Annotated in this window: 22 protein-coding genes; 17 read left to right on the forward strand and 5 right to left on the reverse strand. The window is 53.2% G+C overall.

Annotated elements, in window-relative coordinates:
* From OGX95_RS12545 to OGX95_RS12555, 3 genes are read left to right on the forward strand one after another with little or no spacing between them, the layout of a single operon-like run.
* On the forward strand, positions 1-1,332 hold the full coding sequence (locus OGX95_RS12545; protein WP_286629736.1) for an MFS transporter: 1,332 nt from the start codon (positions 1-3) through the stop codon (positions 1,330-1,332).
* Positions 1,310-2,092, forward strand: coding sequence for an adenine nucleotide alpha hydrolase family protein (locus OGX95_RS12550; protein ID WP_286629638.1), 783 nt, complete (start codon positions 1,310-1,312; stop codon positions 2,090-2,092). The genes OGX95_RS12545 and OGX95_RS12550 overlap by 23 nt, the downstream gene beginning before the upstream one ends.
* Positions 2,089-2,943 (forward strand): electron transfer flavoprotein subunit alpha/FixB family protein, encoded by an 855-nt coding sequence (locus OGX95_RS12555; protein WP_286629639.1) that lies wholly within the window; start codon positions 2,089-2,091, stop codon positions 2,941-2,943. The genes OGX95_RS12550 and OGX95_RS12555 overlap by 4 nt, the downstream gene beginning before the upstream one ends.
* Here the strand turns inward: OGX95_RS12555 and OGX95_RS12560 are convergent.
* From OGX95_RS12560 to queD, 4 genes are all read right to left on the reverse strand, one after another.
* Entirely contained in the window at positions 2,940-3,515 is a 576-nt protein-coding gene (locus OGX95_RS12560) for a glycerol-3-phosphate responsive antiterminator (RefSeq protein WP_286629640.1), read from the reverse strand. The genes OGX95_RS12555 and OGX95_RS12560 overlap by 4 nt on opposite strands.
* A 16-nt stretch (positions 3,516-3,531) precedes the next feature.
* Positions 3,532-3,792: a ferredoxin family protein gene (locus OGX95_RS12565; RefSeq protein WP_286629641.1), complete on the reverse strand. Its 261-nt coding sequence runs from the start codon at positions 3,790-3,792 to the stop codon at positions 3,532-3,534.
* Positions 3,783-5,054 (reverse strand): FAD-dependent oxidoreductase, encoded by a 1,272-nt coding sequence (locus OGX95_RS12570; RefSeq protein ID WP_286629642.1) that lies wholly within the window; start codon positions 5,052-5,054, stop codon positions 3,783-3,785. Before OGX95_RS12570 ends, OGX95_RS12565 begins: the two co-directional genes overlap by 10 nt.
* A gap of 81 nt (positions 5,055-5,135) precedes the next feature.
* The gene (queD, locus tag OGX95_RS12575; protein WP_286629643.1) at positions 5,136-5,501 is read right to left on the reverse strand and encodes a 6-carboxytetrahydropterin synthase QueD; all 366 of its coding nucleotides are present in this window, start codon (positions 5,499-5,501) and stop codon (positions 5,136-5,138) included.
* Between the two features lie 304 nt (positions 5,502-5,805).
* On the opposite strand from queD, the gene cysJ reads away from it, so the two are divergent.
* The 3 genes from cysJ to cysH all read left to right on the forward strand — a co-directional run bounded on the left by cysJ (position 5,806) and on the right by cysH (position 10,145).
* A complete protein-coding gene (gene cysJ, locus OGX95_RS12580) occupies positions 5,806-7,599 on the forward strand; it encodes an NADPH-dependent assimilatory sulfite reductase flavoprotein subunit (RefSeq protein ID WP_286629644.1) in 1,794 nt (597 codons plus the stop codon).
* Positions 7,599-9,311 (forward strand): assimilatory sulfite reductase (NADPH) hemoprotein subunit, encoded by a 1,713-nt coding sequence (gene cysI / locus OGX95_RS12585; protein WP_286629645.1) that lies wholly within the window; start codon positions 7,599-7,601, stop codon positions 9,309-9,311. The genes cysJ and cysI overlap by 1 nt, the downstream gene beginning before the upstream one ends.
* A gap of 99 nt (positions 9,312-9,410) precedes the next feature.
* A complete protein-coding gene (gene cysH / locus OGX95_RS12590; protein WP_286629646.1) occupies positions 9,411-10,145 on the forward strand; it encodes a phosphoadenosine phosphosulfate reductase in 735 nt (244 codons plus the stop codon).
* A 185-nt stretch (positions 10,146-10,330) separates the two neighbouring features.
* Here the strand turns inward: cysH and OGX95_RS12595 are convergent, their stop codons facing one another.
* Positions 10,331-11,377 carry an aminopeptidase gene (locus OGX95_RS12595; RefSeq protein WP_286629647.1) on the reverse strand — a complete coding sequence of 349 codons (1,047 nt, stop codon included), beginning with the start codon at positions 11,375-11,377 and terminating at the stop codon, positions 10,331-10,333.
* Between the two features lie 254 nt (positions 11,378-11,631).
* Here OGX95_RS12595 and cysD point away from each other — a divergent pair, with 254 nt between their 5' ends.
* From cysD to nlpD, 11 genes are all read left to right on the forward strand, one after another.
* Positions 11,632-12,540 carry a sulfate adenylyltransferase subunit CysD gene (cysD, locus tag OGX95_RS12600; protein WP_005130891.1) on the forward strand — a complete coding sequence of 303 codons (909 nt, stop codon included), beginning with the start codon at positions 11,632-11,634 and terminating at the stop codon, positions 12,538-12,540.
* Positions 12,541-12,549: 9 nt separating this feature from the next.
* Positions 12,550-13,977 carry a sulfate adenylyltransferase subunit CysN gene (gene cysN, locus OGX95_RS12605; protein ID WP_286629648.1) on the forward strand — a complete coding sequence of 476 codons (1,428 nt, stop codon included), beginning with the start codon at positions 12,550-12,552 and terminating at the stop codon, positions 13,975-13,977.
* Entirely contained in the window at positions 13,977-14,582 is a 606-nt protein-coding gene (gene cysC, locus OGX95_RS12610; protein WP_286629649.1) for an adenylyl-sulfate kinase, read from the forward strand. Before cysN ends, cysC begins: the two co-directional genes overlap by 1 nt.
* Before the next feature lie 67 nt (positions 14,583-14,649).
* The gene (locus tag OGX95_RS12615; protein ID WP_286629650.1) at positions 14,650-14,973 is read left to right on the forward strand and encodes a DUF3561 family protein; all 324 of its coding nucleotides are present in this window, start codon (positions 14,650-14,652) and stop codon (positions 14,971-14,973) included.
* 215 nt (positions 14,974-15,188) lie between these two features.
* Positions 15,189-15,500 carry a cell division protein FtsB gene (gene ftsB, locus OGX95_RS12620; RefSeq protein ID WP_003034163.1) on the forward strand — a complete coding sequence of 104 codons (312 nt, stop codon included), beginning with the start codon at positions 15,189-15,191 and terminating at the stop codon, positions 15,498-15,500.
* Positions 15,501-15,518: 18 nt separating this feature from the next.
* Positions 15,519-16,232, forward strand: coding sequence for a 2-C-methyl-D-erythritol 4-phosphate cytidylyltransferase (gene ispD, locus OGX95_RS12625; protein ID WP_271442475.1), 714 nt, complete (start codon positions 15,519-15,521; stop codon positions 16,230-16,232).
* A 63-nt stretch (positions 16,233-16,295) separates the two neighbouring features.
* Positions 16,296-16,775 carry a 2-C-methyl-D-erythritol 2,4-cyclodiphosphate synthase gene (gene ispF, locus OGX95_RS12630; RefSeq protein WP_005130881.1) on the forward strand — a complete coding sequence of 160 codons (480 nt, stop codon included), beginning with the start codon at positions 16,296-16,298 and terminating at the stop codon, positions 16,773-16,775.
* Positions 16,772-17,821 (forward strand): tRNA pseudouridine(13) synthase TruD, encoded by a 1,050-nt coding sequence (gene truD / locus OGX95_RS12635; RefSeq protein WP_286629651.1) that lies wholly within the window; start codon positions 16,772-16,774, stop codon positions 17,819-17,821. Before ispF ends, truD begins: the two co-directional genes overlap by 4 nt.
* Complete coding sequence (gene surE, locus OGX95_RS12640; RefSeq protein WP_286629652.1) at positions 17,802-18,563, forward strand: 5'/3'-nucleotidase SurE; 762 nt, start codon at positions 17,802-17,804, stop codon at positions 18,561-18,563. Before truD ends, surE begins: the two co-directional genes overlap by 20 nt.
* The gene (locus tag OGX95_RS12645; protein WP_061068474.1) at positions 18,557-19,183 is read left to right on the forward strand and encodes a protein-L-isoaspartate(D-aspartate) O-methyltransferase; all 627 of its coding nucleotides are present in this window, start codon (positions 18,557-18,559) and stop codon (positions 19,181-19,183) included. The genes surE and OGX95_RS12645 overlap by 7 nt, the downstream gene beginning before the upstream one ends.
* Before the next feature lie 186 nt (positions 19,184-19,369).
* On the forward strand, positions 19,370-20,452 hold the full coding sequence (nlpD, locus tag OGX95_RS12650) for a murein hydrolase activator NlpD (protein WP_306308092.1): 1,083 nt from the start codon (positions 19,370-19,372) through the stop codon (positions 20,450-20,452).
* Positions 20,453-20,487: the final 35 nt, after the last annotated feature.

Below are 20,487 nucleotides of genomic sequence, written 5' to 3' on the forward strand. Positions count from 1 at the left end.
ATCAAGCGGCTTCTCGACTGGGAAGTCGCTTCTTTACCGGACAATGAAGGGGTAGATATGAACACTTCACCGGTGCGAATGGACGATTTACCGCTAAACAGTTTCCACTGTCGTATTGCTGCATTGACCTTTGGTGCGCATCTGACTGATGGCTATGTTCTTGGCGTGATTGGCTACGCCATTATCCCGTTAACGCCGGCCATGCAGTTAACGCCCTTTATGGTGGGGATGATTGGTGGCTCAGCGTTGCTGGGGCTTTTTCTCGGTAGCCTGGTGTTAGGATGGGTGTCCGATCATATCGGTCGGCAGAAAATTTTCACTTTCAGCTTTGTATTGATAACCGCCGCCTCTTTTTTACAGTTTTTTGTGACAACACCAGAACAACTAATTGGTTTACGCATCCTGGTTGGTATTGGGCTGGGGGGCGATTATGCCGTGGGTCACACGTTGCTGGCCGAGTTCTCGCCGCGCCGTCATCGGGGGATTTTACTGGGGGCATTTAGCGTGGTATGGACTATCGGCTATGTACTGGCAAGCCTGGCGGGACACTATTTTATTCTGGAGAACCCAGATGCCTGGCGCTGGCTGATGCGTCAGGGACGCTTTGCTGAAGCCCACGCCGTGGTGCATCGCTATTTTGGCCCGGACGTTTTGCTTGGCGATGAGGTGGCTGTGGCCTCCCATAAACATATAAAAACGCTCTTTTCCACTCACTATTGGCGAAGAACCGTGTTTAACAGCGTGTTCTTTGTTTGTCTGGTGATCCCATGGTTTGTGATCTACACCTGGCTGCCGACTATTGCGCAGACTATTGGTCTGGAAGACGCGCTCACCACCAGTCTACTCCTGAATGCGCTGCTAATTGTTGGTGCATTATTGGGCCTGGTCTTGACACATCTGCTGACGCATCGCCGGTTTCTGCTCGGCAGTTTTTTGCTGCTTGCTGTAACGCTTTTTGTGATGGCTTTTTTACCGTCCGGCAATCCTCTGACGCTGCTGTTTTTTGTCCTGTTCAGTACCACGATTTCTGCCGTCAGTAATTTAGTTGGGATCTTGCCTGCCGAAAGTTTCCCGACGGATATCCGCTCGCTGGGCGTTGGGTTTGCGACGGCGATGAGCCGACTTGGCGCGGCAATCAGCACGGGTCTGCTGCCATGGACGCTGGCGCAATGGGGAATGCAGGTCACGTTGCTGCTGTTGACGGGCGTATTACTGATTGGATTAGTGGTGACCTGGCTATGGGCACCGGAGACGAAGGCATTGCCGCTGGTGGCTGCCGGGAGCGTGGACAAAAAACAGGGAGGTGTAAATGAACATTCTGTTAGCGTTTAAAGCAGAACCGGATCCCGGCATGCTGGCCGAAAAAGACTGGCAGGCCGCAACGCAAGATTCCTGCGGTCCTGATACCGCGATGCTGCGCTGCTCTCCTGGTGCAGATGAACAGGCGGCTGCCGCATTGCTACTGGCTCAACGCTGTGGCGGCTGTGATATGACATTGACGGCTTTAAGCATTAGCGACGAGCGAGCGCTTCACTGGTTGCGCTATTTTGCTGCGCTGGGTTTTGATAAGTCGGTGTTGCTACAAACGACAGCGGATCTGCGTTTCGCTTCGGCGTTCATCGCCCGTCAGATTGCTGACTGGCAGCGCAATCACGACGCGGATTTGATTGTCACTGGTTGTCAGAGTAGTGAAGGGCAGAACGGGCAGACGCCGTTTCTGCTGGCTGAAATGCTGAGCTGGCCCTGTTTAACCCAAGTGGAGCGCTTTACGCTTGAGCCGCCTTTTATCGTTGTTGAACAGCGAACGGTAACCGGGCTTCGTCGCAGCCGGGTAAGGCTTCCGGCGGTGATTGCAGTCAGACAATGCGGGGAGGTTGCGCTTCCGGTTCCTGGGATGCGCCAGCGTCTGGCGGCGGCAAAAGCGGAGATTGTGCGCCAGTCAGTGTCCCGTGATGAAATCCCGAACGTTCAATGTCAGAAGCTGGCGCGGCCTGAGCAGCGGCGCAGCGCCACAATTATTGACGGTTCCTCGGCGCAGGTTAAAGCCCGGATATTGTGGAATGACTATTTGCGCCAGAGGATGCAGCCATGAAGATAGCGATTATCACAGAATCTCGCGAGTGTAATGCTATAGCAGGCTGGCTTGCACAGAATGATCTGAATATGGCTGAGCTGGAGCGCTGGGTTATCGACCCCGTCCCAGATGTCGCGGAGCAGGTGCTGGATGTACTGGCAACGCAGTGGTCGCTGACGCCTGCTGATATCCTGATTTTTCCGGCTGGGCCACTTGGCGATGAGCTTGCCACGCGACTCGCATGGCGTCTGCAAGGCGGTTGCGTATGCCAGGTACAGACTCTGGATGCACAACAGGGTCTGGTGACGAAATCTCATTGGGGGAATGCGTTGACGGCAACGTTACACATCGCTGCACATCCGTTGTGCCTGTCATTGGCGAGGCAACCTGAAGTTAGCGCAGTGGGCAAGACATTGCCCATGATGAGGGAGCATCAGATTGTGCCGATAGCCTCTCCGGACTGGCTGGATTGTGTAGAAAGCGCAAGCAGCGTCAGTACGCATCCTCTGTTGCAGGCCAGTCACGTGCTGGTGGTCGGGCAGGGGGGAAGCGATGTCGATGCCGATAAAATTACCGCGCTTGGTCAGGCGCTTGACGTCGAAGTGGGATACAGTCGTGCACGGGTGATGAACGGCGGCTTTGACGCTGAACGCGTGATGGGTATCTCCGGTCATTTAGTTTCGCCGGATGTCTGCATTGTTGCGGGGGCCTCTGGTGCAGCGGCGTTAATGGCCGGGGTTCGCCAGAGCCGGTTTGTCGTGGCGATAAATAATGACGCCAGTGCGCCTGTTTTCTCGCAGGCAGATGTTGGGATTGTGGATGACTGGCTGCCGGTGCTGGAGGCATTGGCAGCCTGCGCGGAAACTTAATTCAGCTTTTTGGCTAGCGTCCAGACGTCGGTGTTGGTGGTAGACAGTGCAGCCACACCGGCTTTCATCGCATTGCGGGCATCCTCTTCATCACACACCAGACCTCCGGCAATCAGTGGCTGGCGTATTTTTTCCGTTACCCATCCCAGCACTTTCGGCATACAACCCGGCAGGATCTCAATGCAGTCCGGGTTTGACTGAACCACCTGTTTATCAATGTTGTGGAAAGAGATGGAGTCGACGATAAACAAGCGATGGATACAGAAAAAGCCTTCTGCTCGTGCCGCTTTCAGCATTGACGCTTTGGTACTGATGATGCCGTCCGCCTCAGTGACCAGCTTCAGAAATTGAATCACCACCTCTTTATTGGACGCGCCTTCCAGCAGATCTACGTGGATAAACGCGTATTTTCCTGCGTTTTTTATTTTCTTCACGATGTTGCTGATGGTGCAGATATTACCGTACAAAACAGAGATGAACTGGCATTCAGAGTCGATGGCTAATTGCAGACTGGCGTTATCTTTTACGGCGGCAATTACCGGATTCTGGCGGAGCAGGTGTAACAGGGACATAAATTATCCTTATAAATTAGCCAAATCGATAGGTGATGCCAAATCCCGACGCAGGATAGCGCCACTGTTGCAGCGTTTTTTCATCACATAGCAGTCGGCAGGTGCCACACTCCAGGCAGCCGTGAAAGTCGATCTGCAATTCGCCTTGCTGTGTGCGGGAAAATAGCCCGGCGGGACAAGCTTTGATCAACAGTTCTGCCATTTTGCTGTCGACAACGGCAGCAGGAACAATATGTGAAATGTCGGCGGGACGCCAGAGGTTGCGGGCTACAGACATCGTAAGCTCCTGATAATATCACCTGCCAGATGTCGCAGGCCGTGACGACGAAACTGACGCCAGACGACCTGACGCAACGGCGCTACCGGATGACCACCCTGATGCCAGATCTCGCGGGAAATATCCTCCATCAGCGCGGGCCACTGATGATACCATCCGGGACGCTGGAGCAGCGCCGGAACATGCTGGTAGCGTTGCAGAACCTCCCACAGCAGGCTGCACTGAATGTCCTGATGGTAAGTCGGAAACAGGTTTTGCGGCTCGCTTTTCCGGCAGGCGTTAATCAATGTCTGGGCCGCAGCCTGAGCACCAATAAGCGCCATATCCATGCCGCGTATGGAGAAACCGGTATTAACACAGCTACGTAACGCATCGCCCACCAGCAGCCAACCTTCTCCGGCATATTGCACGGGCAGACTGTGCAAACCGCCTTCGGGGACCAGATGTGCGCCATACTCCAGCGTTTCGCAGCCCCTGAGCAGCGGGTGTAGCGCCGGATGCGTCTTGAGCCGTTCCAGTAAAATGCCTGCCGGAAGGTCGCTTTGCGCAACAGAAGAAAGCGGACAAACGATACCTAAAGAGAGCGTTTCCTGGTTAGTATAAAGAAATGCTCCACCGGGCAGTTTGCCGCAAATCTCTCCGCTGAACAGCATTGCGGCACCTTCGTCTTTGGATAAGCGGAAACGCTCTTCAAGCAGCGATTTATCCAGCGCCAGTGTTTCTTTAATTCCCAACGCCATGGCATTTGCTGAAGGGCGAGGCAGAAAACCATAACGTTCTGCCAGCACGCTGTTCGCCCCCTCAGCCAGCACCACATAGCGGGCGCGTAGCGTCTCGTTATCGGCAATGACGCCGCATATTCTTCCCTCTTCAATATGGAGAGCTTCAACCGCAATACCACAGATAAACTGTACGCCTTCGGCTTCAGCTTGCGCGACAAACCACGGATCGAAGCGGGCGCGCAGCAGGCTCCATGAGTCTCCATCCGGCCGCAGGCTGGAGTATGTGGTGGCACCATCATGGGTTAATAGCGTGAGGTTTTCCTGGGTAATGCGGCGTTCAAGTGGAGCAGATTGTTGGAAGCGGGGAAGGAGTTCACCGAGTGCGTGGCAGTACAGACGCCCGCCGGAAAGATTTTTACTGCCGGGAAGTTCACCGCGCTCAAGCAGCAGAACTGAAAGCCCGGCACGTGCGCAACGTAAAGCACAAGCGGTGCCTGCTATCCCTGCACCGATGATAATAATGTCGAAATCGTCAGCCATGTTGTGCTCCAGATATCCAGAGCACATAACCCTAACAGAATGTTAGTTAAGGAATATTGACCGCTGGCACAGACGATAAAATCATTCCCCGCGATACACGCAACCTGCTGTGCAGGTCTCTTTAATCATCACCGCGCTCAGCAATGGAACCAGCGGTTTTATCTGATCCCAAATCCATTTTGCCAGCACTTCGCTGGTGGGGTTTTCAAGACCAGGGATCTCGTTAAGGTAGTAGTGATCAAGCCTGTCGTAAGTCGGCTTAAACGCGGCTTTCAGTTCGGCAAAGTCCATGATCCAGCCGGTATGGGGATCGACTTCACCTGTGATTTCAAGACGCACCATAAATGAGTGTCCGTGCAGGCGGCCACATTTATGCCCTTGCGGTACATGTGGAAGATGGTGTGCGGCTTCGAAGATGAAATCTTTAAACAGTGTGGTGGACATCATGAACTCTCAAGTAATGCGGAAAAAACCGCCGCATAGTACCGGAAAGCACATTTTTTATCATTAACTAAAACGGCCATTCCAGAGGTCAGTAGGGAAAGTGACCGATGATGTGATTTTTATTCTTATATTTCAATTTGTTATATAATCGTTTTTATCGTTAAGAACGACAACTAAAACAGGTTAGTCCATTTGGTTATTTATTATTTCCATCCCTTCTTTAATTGTTATTAGCCCCACCGTTAACCTTATCTTCAGTTTGGCTTTTCTTATTAAATTCAGCTTTGCTACTGGAATGTAATGACGCATGACAACACAGGCCCCACCTTCAAATTTGCTTCCGCTGAACCCGGAGCAACTGGCGCGCCTTACGGCGGCCACGACCGATTTTACTCCCACACAGCTTGCGTGGGTGTCTGGCTATTTCTGGGGCGTGCTAAATCAGCAGCCGGGAGCAAATGCTGCAGCGCCTGCTGCTGAAATGCCAGGGATTACACTCATCTCTGCTTCGCAAACCGGCAATGCACGTCGCGTGGCGGAAGCTTTACGCGACGATCTGATTGCTGCTCAGCTCAATGTCACCCTGATCAATGCTGGCGACTATAAATTTAAAAGCATTGCCAACGAGAAATTGCTGGTCGTGGTGGCATCGACTCAGGGAGAAGGTGAACCGGCGGAAGAAGCCGTTGCGTTGCATAAATACTTGTTCTCTAAAAAAGCGCCAAAGCTTGAAAACACGGCCTTTGCTGTATTTGGCCTTGGCGACACGTCTTACGAATTTTTCTGCCAGTCAGGTAAAGACTTTGATGCGAAACTGGCAGAGTTGGGTGGTGAACGCCTGCTGGACCGCGTTGATGCTGATGTTGAGTATCAATCGGCGGCGGCAGAATGGCGTGCCCGCCTGGTTGATGTACTGAAGGCGCGTGCGCCTGTTGCGCCGTCTGCACACGCAGCAGCGAGCGGTGCGGTTAACGAGGTGCACTCCAGCCCTTACACCAAAGAAGCACCGCTGAGTGCAACACTTGCGGTGAACCAGAAAATTACCGGTCGCGACTCTGAAAAAGATGTACGCCATATCGAAATTGATTTGGGTGATTCTGGCCTGCGCTATCAGCCAGGCGACGCACTGGGTGTCTGGTATCAGAACGATCCGGCCCTGGTCAAAGAAATTGTGGAACTGCTGTGGCTGAAAGGTACTGAGCCGGTCACCGTTGATGGCAAAACGCTGCCGCTCGCTGACGCGTTGGAGTGGCATTTCGAATTGACCGTAAACACGGCCAATATCGTGGAAAACTATGCCACCCTGACGCGCAGCGAAACGCTGTTACCGCTGGTAGGCGATAAAGCGCAATTACAGCATTACGCCACAACCACCCCCATTGTCGATATGCTGCGTTTCTCCCCGGCACAACTCGATGCCGACGCGTTAATTGGCTTGCTGCGTCCGCTGACCCCACGGTTGTACTCCATTGCCTCATCCCAGGCTGAAGTGGAAAGCGAAGTCCATATCACCGTTGGTGCCGTGCGTTTTGAGGTTGAAGGCCGTGCGCGTGCAGGCGGGGCCTCCGGCTTCCTTGCCGATCGCGTTGAGGAAGAGGGCGAAGTGCGTGTGTTCATTGAGCATAACGACAACTTCCGCCTGCCAGAAAATCCGCAAACACCGGTAATTATGATCGGGCCGGGAACGGGGATTGCGCCGTTCCGCGCCTTTATGCAGCAACGTGCGGCAGACGGTGCAGAAGGGAAAAACTGGCTGTTCTTTGGCAATCCGCACTTTACTGAAGATTTCCTGTATCAGGTGGAATGGCAGCGCTACGTCAAAGAAGGCGTACTCAGCCGTATCGACCTTGCCTGGTCCCGTGATCAAAAAGATAAAGTCTACGTACAAGATAAACTGCGCCAACAGGGCGCAGAACTGTGGCGCTGGATTAATGACGGTGCGCACATTTATGTCTGCGGCGACGCCAATCGCATGGCGAAAGACGTTGAGCAGGCTTTGCTGGAAGTGATTGCCGAATTCGGTGCAATGGATATCGAAGCGGCGGATGAATTTTTGAGTGAGCTGCGCGTTGAGCGCCGTTATCAGCGAGATGTCTACTAATGAGCGAAAAACATCCAGGACCACTGGTGGTCGAAGGTAAGCTGTCCGACGCTGAACGTATGAAGCTGGAAAGCAATTATCTGCGCGGCACCATTGCCGAAGATTTAAATGACGGCCTCACCGGCGGATTCAAAGGTGATAACTTTCTGCTGATCCGTTTTCACGGTATGTACCAGCAGGACGACCGCGATATTCGCGCCGAACGTGCCGAACAGAAGCTGGAGCCGCGTCATGCGATGCTGCTGCGCTGCCGCCTGCCGGGGGGAGTCATCACCACCAAACAATGGCAGGCGATTGATAAATTCGCCCACGACAACACGATTTACGGCAGTATTCGTCTGACGAACCGCCAGACGTTTCAGTTTCACGGTATTCTGAAGAAGAACGTAAAACCGGTGCACCAGATGCTGCATTCAGTGGGGCTGGACGCGCTGGCGACCGCCAACGATATGAACCGTAACGTTCTGTGCACGTCCAACCCGTATGAGTCTGAGCTGCATGCTGAAGCGTACGAGTGGGCGAAAAAAATCTCCGAACACTTGCTGCCCCGTACCCGCGCTTATGCTGAGATCTGGCTGGATCAGGAAAAAGTCGCGACGACGGATGAAGAGCCGATCCTTGGCCAGACCTATCTGCCCCGTAAGTTTAAAACGACGGTGGTGATCCCGCCGCAGAACGACATCGATCTGCACGCTAATGATATGAACTTCGTGGCGATTGCCGAAAACGGCAAGCTGGTGGGCTTTAACTTGCTGGTTGGCGGTGGACTGTCTATTGAGCACGGTAACAAGAAAACCTACGCGCGCACCGCAAGTGAGTTTGGTTACCTGCCGCTGGAACACACCTTAGCGGTGGCAGAAGCGGTGGTGACCACGCAGCGTGATTGGGGCAACCGTACCGATCGTAAAAATGCCAAAACGAAATACACGCTGGAGCGGGTCGGTATCGAGACGTTTAAAGAGGAAGTTGAACGTCGTGCGGGGATCAAATTTGAACCGATTCGCCCGTATGAGTTTACCGGTCGTGGCGACAGGATTGGTTGGGTGAAGGGGATCGACAATAAATGGCACCTGACGCTGTTTATTGAAAACGGCCGTATTCTGGATTATCCGGGGCGCCCGTTGAAAACCGGCTTGCTGGAGATCGCAAAGATCCACAAAGGCGAGTTCCGTATCACGGCCAACCAGAACCTGATCATTGCCGGTGTCCCGGAGAGTGATAAGGCGAAGATTGAGAAGATTGCGCAGAAAAGCGGCCTGATGAATGTGGTGACCCCACAGCGTGAAAACTCAATGGCCTGCGTATCGTTCCCGACCTGTCCGTTGGCAATGGCCGAGGCAGAACGATTCCTGCCAACGTTTATCGACAATATTGATACGTTGATGGCGAAGCATGATCTGAGTGATGAAAACATTGTCATGCGGGTCACGGGCTGCCCGAACGGCTGTGGTCGTGCCATGCTGGCGGAAGTGGGGCTGGTGGGTAAAGCGCCTGGGCGCTATAACCTGCATCTGGGCGGAAACCGTATCGGGACGCGCATTCCACGGATGTTCAAAGAAAATATCACTGAGCCGGAAATTCTGGCTTCGCTGGATGAACTGATTGGGCGCTGGGCGAAAGAACGCGAAGCGGGTGAAGGCTTCGGTGACTTTACAGTGCGTGCGGGCATTATTCGCCCGGTGCTCGATCCCGCCCGGGATTTCTGGGAATAACCTTCAGTTGCCCGGTGGCGCTATGCTCGCCGGGCCTACGGGGTTTTGTAGGCTGGGCAAACGAAGTGCCGCCCGGCAAAACAGGTAAACGAGGTTCTTATGTCCAGACTCGATCTAAACGGCCTGAACGCACTGTCAAAAGTTGAGCGTGTTATGGCACTGGCAGAAACCAACAGCCAACTGGAAAAGCTGAGCGCGGAAGAACGCGTGGCGTGGGCGCTGGAAAACCTGCCCGGCGAATATGTGCTTTCATCAAGTTTTGGTATTCAGGCGGCGGTCAGCCTGCATCTGGTAAACCAGGTTCGCCCGGATATTCCTGTGATCCTCACCGATACTGGCTATTTATTTCCGGAAACCTACCAGTTCATTGATGAGTTAACGGACAGACTCAAACTGAATCTACATATCTATCAGGCAAAGGAAAGCGCCGCCTGGCAGGAAGCACGTTACGGCAAACTGTGGGAGCAGGGTGTTGAAGGTATTGAGAAATACAATGACATCAACAAAGTCGAACCCATGAACCGGGCGCTGAAAGAACTGAATGCACAAACCTGGTTTGCGGGTCTGCGCCGCGAGCAGTCCGGTAGCCGTGCACATTTACCGGTATTGGCTATTCAGCGCGGCGTCTTTAAAGTGCTGCCGATTATCGACTGGGACAACCGTACGGTATACCAGTACCTGCAAAAACACGGTCTGAAGTATCATCCGTTGTGGGATCAAGGCTACCTGTCAGTTGGTGATACCCACACGACGCGTAAATGGGAGCCAGGCATGGCAGAAGAAGAGACGCGCTTCTTCGGGCTAAAACGCGAATGTGGGCTACACGAAGGGTAAAATCTACAGAACGTAGCTATGAATCGATTGCCAGTAATGCCTGTGAAAGGCTTACTGGTTTTTTCGAATAAACATGCCAACATTTCTCTTTAGACCCACTGATGCGGTAGAGATTTTTATTACCGTGTTCCCCGCGTTAGCGGTGTTAAACGGGTTACAGACGTAAAAGCAGATCTAAAACAACGTTATGAATGCTTGTCCGCCTTCGCCAACTCTTTCACCAGCGGCAGCATGATGCGCACTACGTCGCGGCTGCGATGCTCAATCCGCCCTGGAAGCGCTTTATCGATATGCTGCAGGTTGTCCAGACGCACGTCGTGCCAGCTGTTACCTGCGGGGAAAGAGGCAGTTTTGGCACGTTGCTGATAACCGTCTTTTTTACCCAGGTTCCAGTTGGTTGCTTCCACCGAAAGTACGGCGATTCCCGCTTTGTCGAAGACCTCGGCATCGTTACAACATCCGGTTCCTTTCGGATAGTCTTTGTTCAGGCCAGGGTTGGTGCTGGCGACGATACCGCGGCTGTGTGCAATTGCCAGCGCCCGGTCACGCGTCAGTTTTCGTACTGCTTCTGGGGTTCTTTTCCCACTATTGAAGTAGAGCTTATCCCCGACGATCAGGTTATCGAGGTTGATAACCAGCAGCGTATTTTTCTTCTCTGCTGCACTCATGCGTTTAAGGATATTTTCTGCACCAAGTTTGCCTTCTTCCTCGCCGCTGGTGGCGATAAACCGAATGCCGTACTGCGTCGGCACATTTTTAAGTTTTTCAGCCAGCTCCAGCATTACCCCCAAACCTGCGGCGTTATCGTCGATACCCTGCAAGGTTAATCCGCCCAGATTAGCATCGGAATCGGCATCGCTCTGCGCGGCGTAAGTGTCGAGATGCGCCATGATGATAATCTGCTGCGGCGCTTTGCCTTCATGCGCTGCAATGACGGTGCTGCCCGTAACGTTATGCCAGTTCTTACGGTTGTCTTTGGCGGTATAAATATAACGGCTATTAAACGTCCGAATATCGCTGCGATAGCCCATCTGCTGAAATTGCTGACGTAAATAATCGGCAGATAGCATTTCTGCCGGAGAGCCCGTCACGCGGCCAGGAAAAAATGTTGCGATATATCGGGCCTGAGTATTTGCCATATCTCCGGGTTTCGAAGAGGTTGCCTGTGCGGGAAGGATAAAGCACGCGCCGAACGCCATGGCTGCAAGAATGTGGCGCGATGCGAGAAACATAATGAGTCCTTAAATACTAAGCAGAAATTTTCAGCCGCTAGTATGAAACCGTGATCGAGGTAAAACAATTTCATTTGCTCCTAAATGCCCGAAATCCGGCGGCTTAAGCACTTTTTGATATTTGCTTTTCCAGATCGTTATTCCTTTGAGGAACTACTCATTCCAATTCGTAATTTCATTCGCTCTCTTGCCCTCCCTATAGTCAGGTTATCTGAACTTCGTTAGCAAAATAACGGCAATACATAGGAACGGTTATGGATCAAAAACGACTTACCCACCTGCGGCAACTGGAAGCGGAGAGCATCCATATCATTCGTGAGGTGGCCGCCGAGTTTTCGAATCCGGTGATGATGTATTCCATCGGCAAGGATTCCAGCGTAATGCTGCATCTGGCGCGCAAAGCGTTTTATCCTGGTTCACTGCCGTTTCCTCTGCTGCACGTTGATACCGGCTGGAAATTCAGCGAGATGTATGAGTTTCGTGACCGAACGGCAAAAGCCTACGGCTGCGAACTGCTGGTGCATAAAAACCCGGAAGGGGTGGCGATGGGGATAAACCCATTTGTCCACGGTAGCGCCAAGCATACCGATATTATGAAAACCGAAGGGTTGAAGCAGGCGCTGAACAAATACGGTTTTGACGCAGCATTCGGCGGCGCACGCCGTGATGAAGAGAAATCGCGCGCGAAAGAGCGTATCTATTCCTTCCGCGATCGTTTTCATCGCTGGGATCCTAAAAACCAGCGTCCGGAGCTGTGGCACAACTATAACGGCCAGATTAATAAAGGCGAAAGCATTCGCGTATTTCCGCTCTCTAACTGGACGGAACAGGATATCTGGCAGTACATCTGGCTGGAGAATATCGACATTGTTCCGCTGTACCTTGCCGCAGAGCGTCCGGTGCTTGAGCGCGACGGCATGTTGATGATGATTGATGACGACAGGATCGATCTGCAGCCTGGTGAAGTGATCAAAAAACGTATGGTGCGTTTCCGTACTCTCGGCTGCTGGCCACTCACTGGCGCGGTGGAGTCGGACGCGCAGACGCTACCGGAAATCATCGAAGAGATGCTGGTCTCAACCACCAGTGAACGTCAGGGGCGCGTGATTGACCGCGACCAGGCGGGCTCCATGGAGCTGAAGAAACGTCAGGGGTATTTCTAAGGAGCCGCCATGAACACGACACTTGCACAACAAATTGCTAATGAAGGCGGCGTTGAAGCCTGGATGATCGCCCAACAACACAAAAGCCTGCTGCGTTTTTTAACCTGCGGTAGCGTGGATGACGGGAAAAGCACCCTGATTGGACGTCTGTTGCATGATACCCGACAGATCTACGAAGATCAGCTCTCATCGCTGCACAACGATAGTAAACGTCATGGCACGCAGGGTGAGAAGCTCGATCTGGCGCTGTTGGTTGATGGCTTGCAGGCAGAGCGCGAACAGGGCATCACTATCGACGTGGCCTACCGTTATTTCTCCACCGAAAAACGCAAATTTATCATTGCGGATACTCCCGGTCATGAGCAGTACACCCGCAATATGGCAACCGGTGCGTCGACCTGCGATCTGGCGATCCTGCTTATCGATGCACGTAAAGGCGTGTTGGATCAGACCCGCCGCCACAGCTTTATTTCTACGCTGTTGGGAATAAAACATCTGATCGTTGCGATCAACAAAATGGATCTGGTGGATTTTAGCGAAGAGACATTTAACCGGATTCGTGAAGATTATCTGACCTTTGCAGAGCAGTTGCCGGGCAACCTGGATATCCGTTTTGTACCGCTTTCAGCACTGGAAGGTGACAACGTGGCGTCGCAAAGTTTCAGCATGCCGTGGTACAGCGGTCCGACGCTGCTGGAAGTGCTTGAAACCGTTGAAATCCAGCGTGTTGTCGATACTCAGCCGATGCGATTCCCGGTGCAGTATGTGAACCGCCCAAACCTTGATTTTCGTGGTTATGCCGGAACACTGGCCTCCGGTAGCGTGAAGGTGGGACAACGCGTCAAAGTGTTGCCGTCTGGCGTTGAGTCGACCGTTGCCCGGATTGTCACGTTTGATGGCGACTTGCAGGAAGCGCATGCCGGTGAAGCCATTACCCTTGTGCTAAAAGATGAGATCGATATCAGCCGTGGTGACCTGCTGCTTGATGCCCAGGAAACGCTGCCGGCGGTGCAAAGCGCTGCCGTTGATGTGGTGTGGATGGCGGAGCAGGCACTGTCGCCAGGGCAGAGCTATGACATCAAAGTCGCGGGCAAGAAGACGCGTGCGCGTGTTGATAGCGTAGCGTATCAGGTTGATATCAATAACCTGACCCAGCGTAAAGTCGAAGCCTTACCGCTGAACGGTATTGGCCTGGTTAATTTGACGTTTGATGAACCGCTGGTGCTGGATACCTATCAGCATAATCCGGTCACGGGCGGCCTGATTATCATTGACCGTCTGACGAATGTCACCGTCGGGGCTGGACTGGTACGCGAGCCGATCGTCCAGGAGCAGGCCACGGTATCCCAGTTCAGCGCGTTTGAACTGGAGCTCAATGCGCTGGTACGTCGTCACTTCCCACACTGGGGTGCACGCGATCTGCTGGGAGGAAAATAATGGCGCTGCATGACGAAAACGTCGTCTGGCATGCCCATCCTGTTACGCCGCAACAGCGGGAGCAACACCACGGCCATCGTGGTGTTGTGCTGTGGTTTACCGGACTCTCTGGTTCGGGTAAATCCACGGTAGCGGGAGCGCTGGAAGAAGCGCTGCACAAGCAGGGGGTTAGCACTTATCTGCTGGATGGTGATAACGTGCGCCACGGTCTGTGCAGCGATCTCGGATTTAGCGATGCCGATCGTAAGGAGAATATTCGCCGGGTTGGGGAAGTGGCTAACTTGATGGTGGATGCGGGGCTGGTGGTACTGACTGCCTTTATTTCCCCTCATCGTGCTGAACGACAGATGGTTCGCGAACGTGTGGGTCATGGGCGTTTTATAGAGGTGTTTGTTGATACGCCGCTGGCAATCTGTGAATCACGTGATCCAAAAGGGCTGTATAAAAAAGCGCGGGCGGGTGAGTTGCGTAATTTCACTGGAATTGACTCGGTATACGAAGCGCCTGAATCGCCAGAGATTCATCTGAATGGTGAACAATTAGTAACAAATTTGGTCTCTCAATTATTAGACCTGCTGAGGCAGGAAGATATTATCAGATCCTGAGACACCACCGGACTCCTCGCGGTTTTAAAACAGGTATGCCCGGTCAGTCATGGTCACAGGATTAGATATGCGCAACAGCCATAACATTACTATCACAGAGTCAGAGACTTTCGCCGCCGACGACGAAACCACCTGGTCACTACCGGGTGCCGTTGTCGGTTTTGCTGCGTGGTTGCTGGCGCTGGGGTTCCCGTGCCTGATGTATGGTCCTAATACGCTGTTTTTCTTCCTTTATACCTGGCCTTTTTTCCTCGCGTTGCTGCCTGTTGCCATTGTGGCGGGTATTGCCCTGCATTCGCTTATGAAGGGACGGCTGCTGCTAAGCGTTACGTTTACCCTGCTGGTGGTTGGAACGATGTTTGGCGCATTGTTCCTGTGGCTGCTGGGCTAGGTTCACTTCCCTTTTTTCATGGCGAGGGGGGCTGCATACCGGCAGCTCTAATTCAAACCGTAACCAACAATGAGATTATGTTCTCCTTACACGGGGTATACGTAACAACGGGCAAATGTGGTACATTTGCCCGCGTTGTCGCGGCATTCCCGCCCGCAGACGTAAAATCGTCGACGGAAGTTATGGGATGTTAATGCCGTTTTTCAGGGGGCAGGATGGGTAAACTAACGCTGCTGTTGCTGGCTTTATTGGTCTGGCTACAGTATTCGCTGTGGTTCGGTAAGAACGGCATACATGACTATAGTCGCGTCAACGATGATGTTGCTGCGCAGCAAGCTACAAACGCGAAACTTAAAGCGCGTAACGATCAGCTCTTTGCTGAAATTGACGATCTCAATGGCGGTCAGGAAGCTATTGAGGAACGCGCACGCAACGAACTCAGCATGACTAAGCCGGGCGAAACGTTTTATCGCCTGGTCCCTGACGCGTCTAAACGCGCACAGACCGCAGGGCAAAACAATCGATAAACCATCCAGGGATTTAACATGGCAGCCACTTTATTGGACGTTTGCGCCGTGGTGCCGGCTGCCGGATTTGGCCGCCGAATGCAGACGGAGTGTCCTAAGCAGTACCTCTCAATTGGCAATAAAACCATCCTTGAACACTCGGTTGATGCGCTACTGGCGCATCCCCGGGTGACGCGTGTCGTCATCGCTATCAGTCCCGGCGACAGCCGCTTTGCCCAACTTCCACTTGCAGCGCATCCGCAAATTACCGTGGTGGATGGCGGCGATGAGCGTGCCGATTCTGTCCTTGCCGGTTTGCAAGCCGCTGGGGACGCTCAGTGGGTACTGGTGCATGATGCCGCGCGGCCATGTCTGCATCAGGATGATTTAGCCCGCTTACTGGCAATAAGTGAAACCAGCCGTATCGGCGGTATCCTGGCGGCTCCCGTGCGCGACACCATGAAACGTGCGGAGCCTGGTAAGACCGAGATTGCTCATACGGTCGAACGCACCGATTTATGGCATGCGTTGACACCGCAGTATTTCCCACGCGAGCTGTTACACGATTGCCTGACTCGAGCGTTAAACGAAGGCGCAACCATTACGGATGAGGCTTCGGCACTGGAATATTGCGGTTTTCATCCGCTGCTGGTTGAAGGACGCGCTGACAACATTAAAGTCACCCGTCCGGAAGATCTGGCGCTGGCGGAATTTTATCTGACCCGAACAACCCCTACACAGCATCATTCATGATGTACCGAGGCGGCCAACATACAGGCGGCTTGAAGAATGATGTGTCTATCAGGAGAATGCATAATGCGAATTGGACACGGTTTTGACGTACATGCCTTTGGAGGCGTTGGCCCAATTATCATTGGTGGTGTGCGCATCCCGTATGAAAAAGGACTGCTGGCGCATTCTGATGGCGATGTGGCGTTACATGCGCTAACCGATGCCCTGCTGGGTGCTGCGGCGTTGGGTGATATTGGAAAACTTTTCCCGGATACCGATGCCGCGTTCAAAGGTGCCGATAGCCGCGAGTTATTGCGTGAGGCCTGGCGGCGTATTCAGGCTAAAGGTTATACGCTTGGTAATGTGGATGTCACTATTATTGCTCAGGCACCGAAGATGCTGCCGCACATTCCGCAAATGCGGGTGTTTATTGCCGAGGATCTCGGCTGCCATATGGATGATGTTAACGTTAAAGCGACCACCACGGAAAAACTCGGTTTTACCGGGCGTGGGGAAGGGATTGCCTGTGAAGCGGTGGCGTTACTCATTAAGGCAACGAAATGACAGCGTTTGAAAATCTGACCTATCTCCATGGTAAACCACTCGGCCACGGAGTTCTGAAAGCAAATCCGGAAGACTTTGTCGTCGTCGAAGATTTAGGCTTCGAACCGGATGGCGAAGGCGAGCACGTTCTGGTGCGTATTCTGAAGAATGGTTGTAACACCCGTTTTGTGGCTGACGCGCTGGCCAAATTCCTTAAAATCCATGCCCGCGAAGTCAGCTTTGCCGGACAGAAAGATAAGCATGCTGTCACCGAGCAGTGGCTGTGCGCGCGCGTGCCGGGCAATGCAATGCCCGATTTAAGCAAATTTGAGCTTGAAGGTTGTAAAGTGCTGGAGTACGCCCGCCACAAGCGTAAGCTGCGTTTAGGCGCCCTGAAAGGCAACGCTTTTACGCTGGTGTTGCGTGAAGTGAGCGAGCGTGATGATGTTGAAGCGCGTTTACAGGCGATTAGCGAGCGCGGCGTCCCGAACTATTTCGGTGCCCAACGTTTTGGTATCGGCGGCAGCAACCTGCAAGGTGCGCTGCGCTGGGCACAAAGCGATGCGCCGGTGCGCGATCGCAATAAACGCAGTTTTTGGTTGTCGGCAGCCCGTAGCGCGTTGTTTAATCAGATAGTCAATGAACGCTTGAAAAAAACAGACTTTAATCAAGTTGTTGACGGCGATGCGCTACAATTGTCGGGACGCGGAAGCTGGTTTGTCGCCACACAGGACGAACAGACCGAATTACAGCGTCGTGTTGATGAAAAAGAATTGATGATCACAGCGGCACTACCGGGCTGCGGTGAGTGGGGAACTCAACGCGATGCTCTGGCGTTTGAAGAGGCTGCTATTGCTGACGAAACCGCACTACAGTCTCTGTTAATGCGTGAGAGAGTTGAGGCATCGCGTCGCGCTATGTTGCTGTATCCACAACAATTAAGCTGGAACTGGTGGGATGACGTAACCGTTGAGTTGCGCTTCTGGCTACCGGCAGGTAGCTTCGCCACCAGTGTTGTAAGGGAACTTATTAACACAATGGGTGATTATGCGTATATTGCTGAGTAACGATGATGGGGTCCACGCACCCGGTATACAAACGCTGGCGAAAGCGCTGCGTGAGTTTGCTGACGTACAGGTGGTTGCCCCGGATCGTAACCGCAGTGGCGCGTCTAACTCGCTGACGCTGGAATCCTCGCTTCGCACTTTCACCTTTGATAATGGCGATATCGCCGTGCAAATGGGGACGCCCACCGATTGCGTCTACCTTGGTGTGAACGCATTAATGCGTCCGCGCCCGGACATTGTCGTCTCCGGGATTAATGCGGGTCCGAACCTGGGGGATGATGTCATTTACTCCGGTACCGTGGCGGCAGCAATGGAAGGTCGTCATCTCGGATTCCCTGCGCTGGCGGTCTCACTTGATGGTCATAAACACTACGATACCGCTGCGGCGATAACCTGCCGGATTTTACGCGCGTTAAGCCGCGAACCGCTGCGCACCGGACGCATTCTGAATATCAACGTACCGGACTTGTCCCTGGATCAGATTAAAGGTATTCGGGTCACCCGCTGCGGCAGCCGTCATCCGGCGGATCAGGTGATCCCGCAGCAGGACCCGCGTGGTAATACGCTGTACTGGATCGGGCCACCGGGCGAAAAGTGCGATGCCGGTCCGGATACGGATTTTGCTGCCGTTGATGAAGGTTATGTTTCTGTCACGCCGCTGCATGTTGATTTAACTGCATACGGTGCGCATGAGGTTGTTTCTGACTGGTTAGACAGCGTGGGAGTCGACACGCAATGGTAAGCAGACGCGTACACACTCTCCTTGAACAATTACGTGCGCAGGGCATCAGAGATGAGCATGTCCTCGATGCGCTCGCCGCCGTGCCGCGTGAAAAGTTCGTTGATGAGGCGTTTGAACATAAGGCCTGGGATAATATCGCCCTGCCGATTGGCCAGGGGCAGACCATCTCACAGCCCTATATGGTAGCTCGCATGACCGAGCTGCTGGAGCTCACGCCGCAATCGCGGGTACTGGAAATTGGTACCGGCTCTGGCTACCAGACGGCGATCCTGGCACATCTGGTGCATCACGTGTGCTCTGTTGAGCGCATTAAAGGTTTGCAATGGCAGGCGCGTCGTCGCCTGAAACAGCTTGATTTACATAATGTTTCGACCCGTCATGGTGATGGATGGCAAGGCTGGCAGGCGCGAGCGCCGTTTGACGCTATCATTGTGACGGCAGCACCGCCTGAGATCCCAACGGCATTGATGATGCAGTTGGATGAAGGCGGCATTCTCGTCTTGCCCGTGGGCGATGAGCACCAGTTTTTGAAACGGGTTCGTCGTCGGGGAGGCGAATTTATTATCGACACCGTGGAGGCCGTACGCTTTGTTCCCTTAGTCAAAGGGGAGTTAGCGTAGCTAACGCTGCTGAATACCTGGAGTTTTCCTGGATATTCTTGAAGTAGTAAGCGTATCGTGGTCACGTTTTCCAGTGTCCAGTCCGATGCCTTGCACGGTGATTACGTCACTGGGTATTAACCAAATTTTCCTGGGGGATAAATGAGCGCGGGAAGCCACAAATTTACCGTTCGCCGTATTGCGGCATTGTCACTGGTTTCGTTATGGCTGGCAGGTTGTTCAAACACCTCGAATCCACCAGCGCCGGTCAGCTCTGTTGGCGGCAATGCATCATCGAACACCAGCTCCGGCATGCTGATCACGCCTCCACCAAAAATGGGATCAACGGCGACAGTACAACAAACGCCACAGATCCAACCGGTGCAACGCCCGGCGACTCAGCCAACACAGGTTCAACCGGTTGCAGAACAGCCTGTCCAGATGGAAAACGGGCGGATTGTGTACAATCGTCAGTATGGGAATATTCCGAAAGGTAGCTATACGGGTGGCAGTACCTATACTGTTAAGAAAGGCGACACGCTTTTCTATATTGCCTGGATTACCGGGAACGATTTCCGTGACCTCGCACAACGCAATAACGTTCCGGCCCCGTATGGCCTGAATGTCGGACAAACTCTGCAAGTGGGCAACGCGTCGGGTGCACCGATTACCGGTGGTAATGCCATCACCCAGGCGGATGCAGCACAGCAAGGAGTTGTGACCAACCCTGCACAAAATTCCACCGTTGCTGTTGCTTCGAAACCAACAATTACGTATTCTGAAGATTCAGGTGAACAAAGTGCTAACAAAATGTTGCCGAACAACAAGCCTGCTGGGACCGTCGTCACAGCGCCTGTAACGGCTCCGGCAGTTAGTGCAACCGAATCGACTGCAAGCTCAACGTCTACCAGTTCGCCGATCTCTACCTGGCGCTGGCCGACTGACGGCAAAGTGATCGAAAACTTCGCAGCTACCGAAGGTGGCAATAAAGGGATCGACATTGCAGGCAGCAAAGGACAGGCTATTGTCGCGACCGCAGATGGACGCGTCGTGTATGCCGGTAACGCGCTGCGTGGTTACGGTAATCTTATTATCATCAAACACAACGATGATTACCTGAGTGCCTACGCCCATAACGATACAATGCTGGTCCGGGAACAACAAGAAATCAAGGCGGGGCAGAAGATAGCTACCATGGGTAGCACCGGAACCAGTTCTACACGCTTGCATTTTGAAATTCGTTACAAGGGGAAATCCGTAAACCCGCTGCGCTATTTACCGCAGCGATAATTCGGCGGAACCAGGCTTTCACGTGCTAGTTCCGT

Source organism: Citrobacter sp. Cu233 (genome assembly GCF_030332225.1).
In the GTDB taxonomy this organism is placed as follows: Bacteria; Pseudomonadota; Gammaproteobacteria; order Enterobacterales; family Enterobacteriaceae; genus Citrobacter.

Bases quoted from the DNA above. Each gene is read 5' to 3' on its own strand.
- OGX95_RS12550 (WP_286629638.1), top strand. From the start codon at position 1,310: ATGAACATTCTGTTAGCGTTTAAAGCAGAACCGGATCCCGGCATGCTG.
- OGX95_RS12555 (WP_286629639.1), top strand. From the start codon at position 2,089: ATGAAGATAGCGATTATCACAGAATCTCGCGAGTGTAATGCTATAGCA.
- OGX95_RS12560 (WP_286629640.1), bottom strand. From the start codon at position 3,515: ATGTCCCTGTTACACCTGCTCCGCCAGAATCCGGTAATTGCCGCCGTA.
- OGX95_RS12565 (WP_286629641.1), bottom strand. From the start codon at position 3,792: ATGTCTGTAGCCCGCAACCTCTGGCGTCCCGCCGACATTTCACATATT.
- OGX95_RS12570 (WP_286629642.1), bottom strand. From the start codon at position 5,054: ATGGCTGACGATTTCGACATTATTATCATCGGTGCAGGGATAGCAGGC.
- queD (WP_286629643.1), bottom strand. From the start codon at position 5,501: ATGATGTCCACCACACTGTTTAAAGATTTCATCTTCGAAGCCGCACAC.
- cysJ (WP_286629644.1), top strand. From the start codon at position 5,806: ATGACAACACAGGCCCCACCTTCAAATTTGCTTCCGCTGAACCCGGAG.
- cysI (WP_286629645.1), top strand. From the start codon at position 7,599: ATGAGCGAAAAACATCCAGGACCACTGGTGGTCGAAGGTAAGCTGTCC.
- cysH (WP_286629646.1), top strand. From the start codon at position 9,411: ATGTCCAGACTCGATCTAAACGGCCTGAACGCACTGTCAAAAGTTGAG.
- OGX95_RS12595 (WP_286629647.1), bottom strand. From the start codon at position 11,377: ATGTTTCTCGCATCGCGCCACATTCTTGCAGCCATGGCGTTCGGCGCG.
- cysD (WP_005130891.1), top strand. From the start codon at position 11,632: ATGGATCAAAAACGACTTACCCACCTGCGGCAACTGGAAGCGGAGAGC.
- cysN (WP_286629648.1), top strand. From the start codon at position 12,550: ATGAACACGACACTTGCACAACAAATTGCTAATGAAGGCGGCGTTGAA.
- cysC (WP_286629649.1), top strand. From the start codon at position 13,977: ATGGCGCTGCATGACGAAAACGTCGTCTGGCATGCCCATCCTGTTACG.
- OGX95_RS12615 (WP_286629650.1), top strand. From the start codon at position 14,650: ATGCGCAACAGCCATAACATTACTATCACAGAGTCAGAGACTTTCGCC.
- ftsB (WP_003034163.1), top strand. From the start codon at position 15,189: ATGGGTAAACTAACGCTGCTGTTGCTGGCTTTATTGGTCTGGCTACAG.
- ispD (WP_271442475.1), top strand. From the start codon at position 15,519: ATGGCAGCCACTTTATTGGACGTTTGCGCCGTGGTGCCGGCTGCCGGA.
- ispF (WP_005130881.1), top strand. From the start codon at position 16,296: ATGCGAATTGGACACGGTTTTGACGTACATGCCTTTGGAGGCGTTGGC.
- truD (WP_286629651.1), top strand. From the start codon at position 16,772: ATGACAGCGTTTGAAAATCTGACCTATCTCCATGGTAAACCACTCGGC.
- surE (WP_286629652.1), top strand. From the start codon at position 17,802: ATGCGTATATTGCTGAGTAACGATGATGGGGTCCACGCACCCGGTATA.
- OGX95_RS12645 (WP_061068474.1), top strand. From the start codon at position 18,557: ATGGTAAGCAGACGCGTACACACTCTCCTTGAACAATTACGTGCGCAG.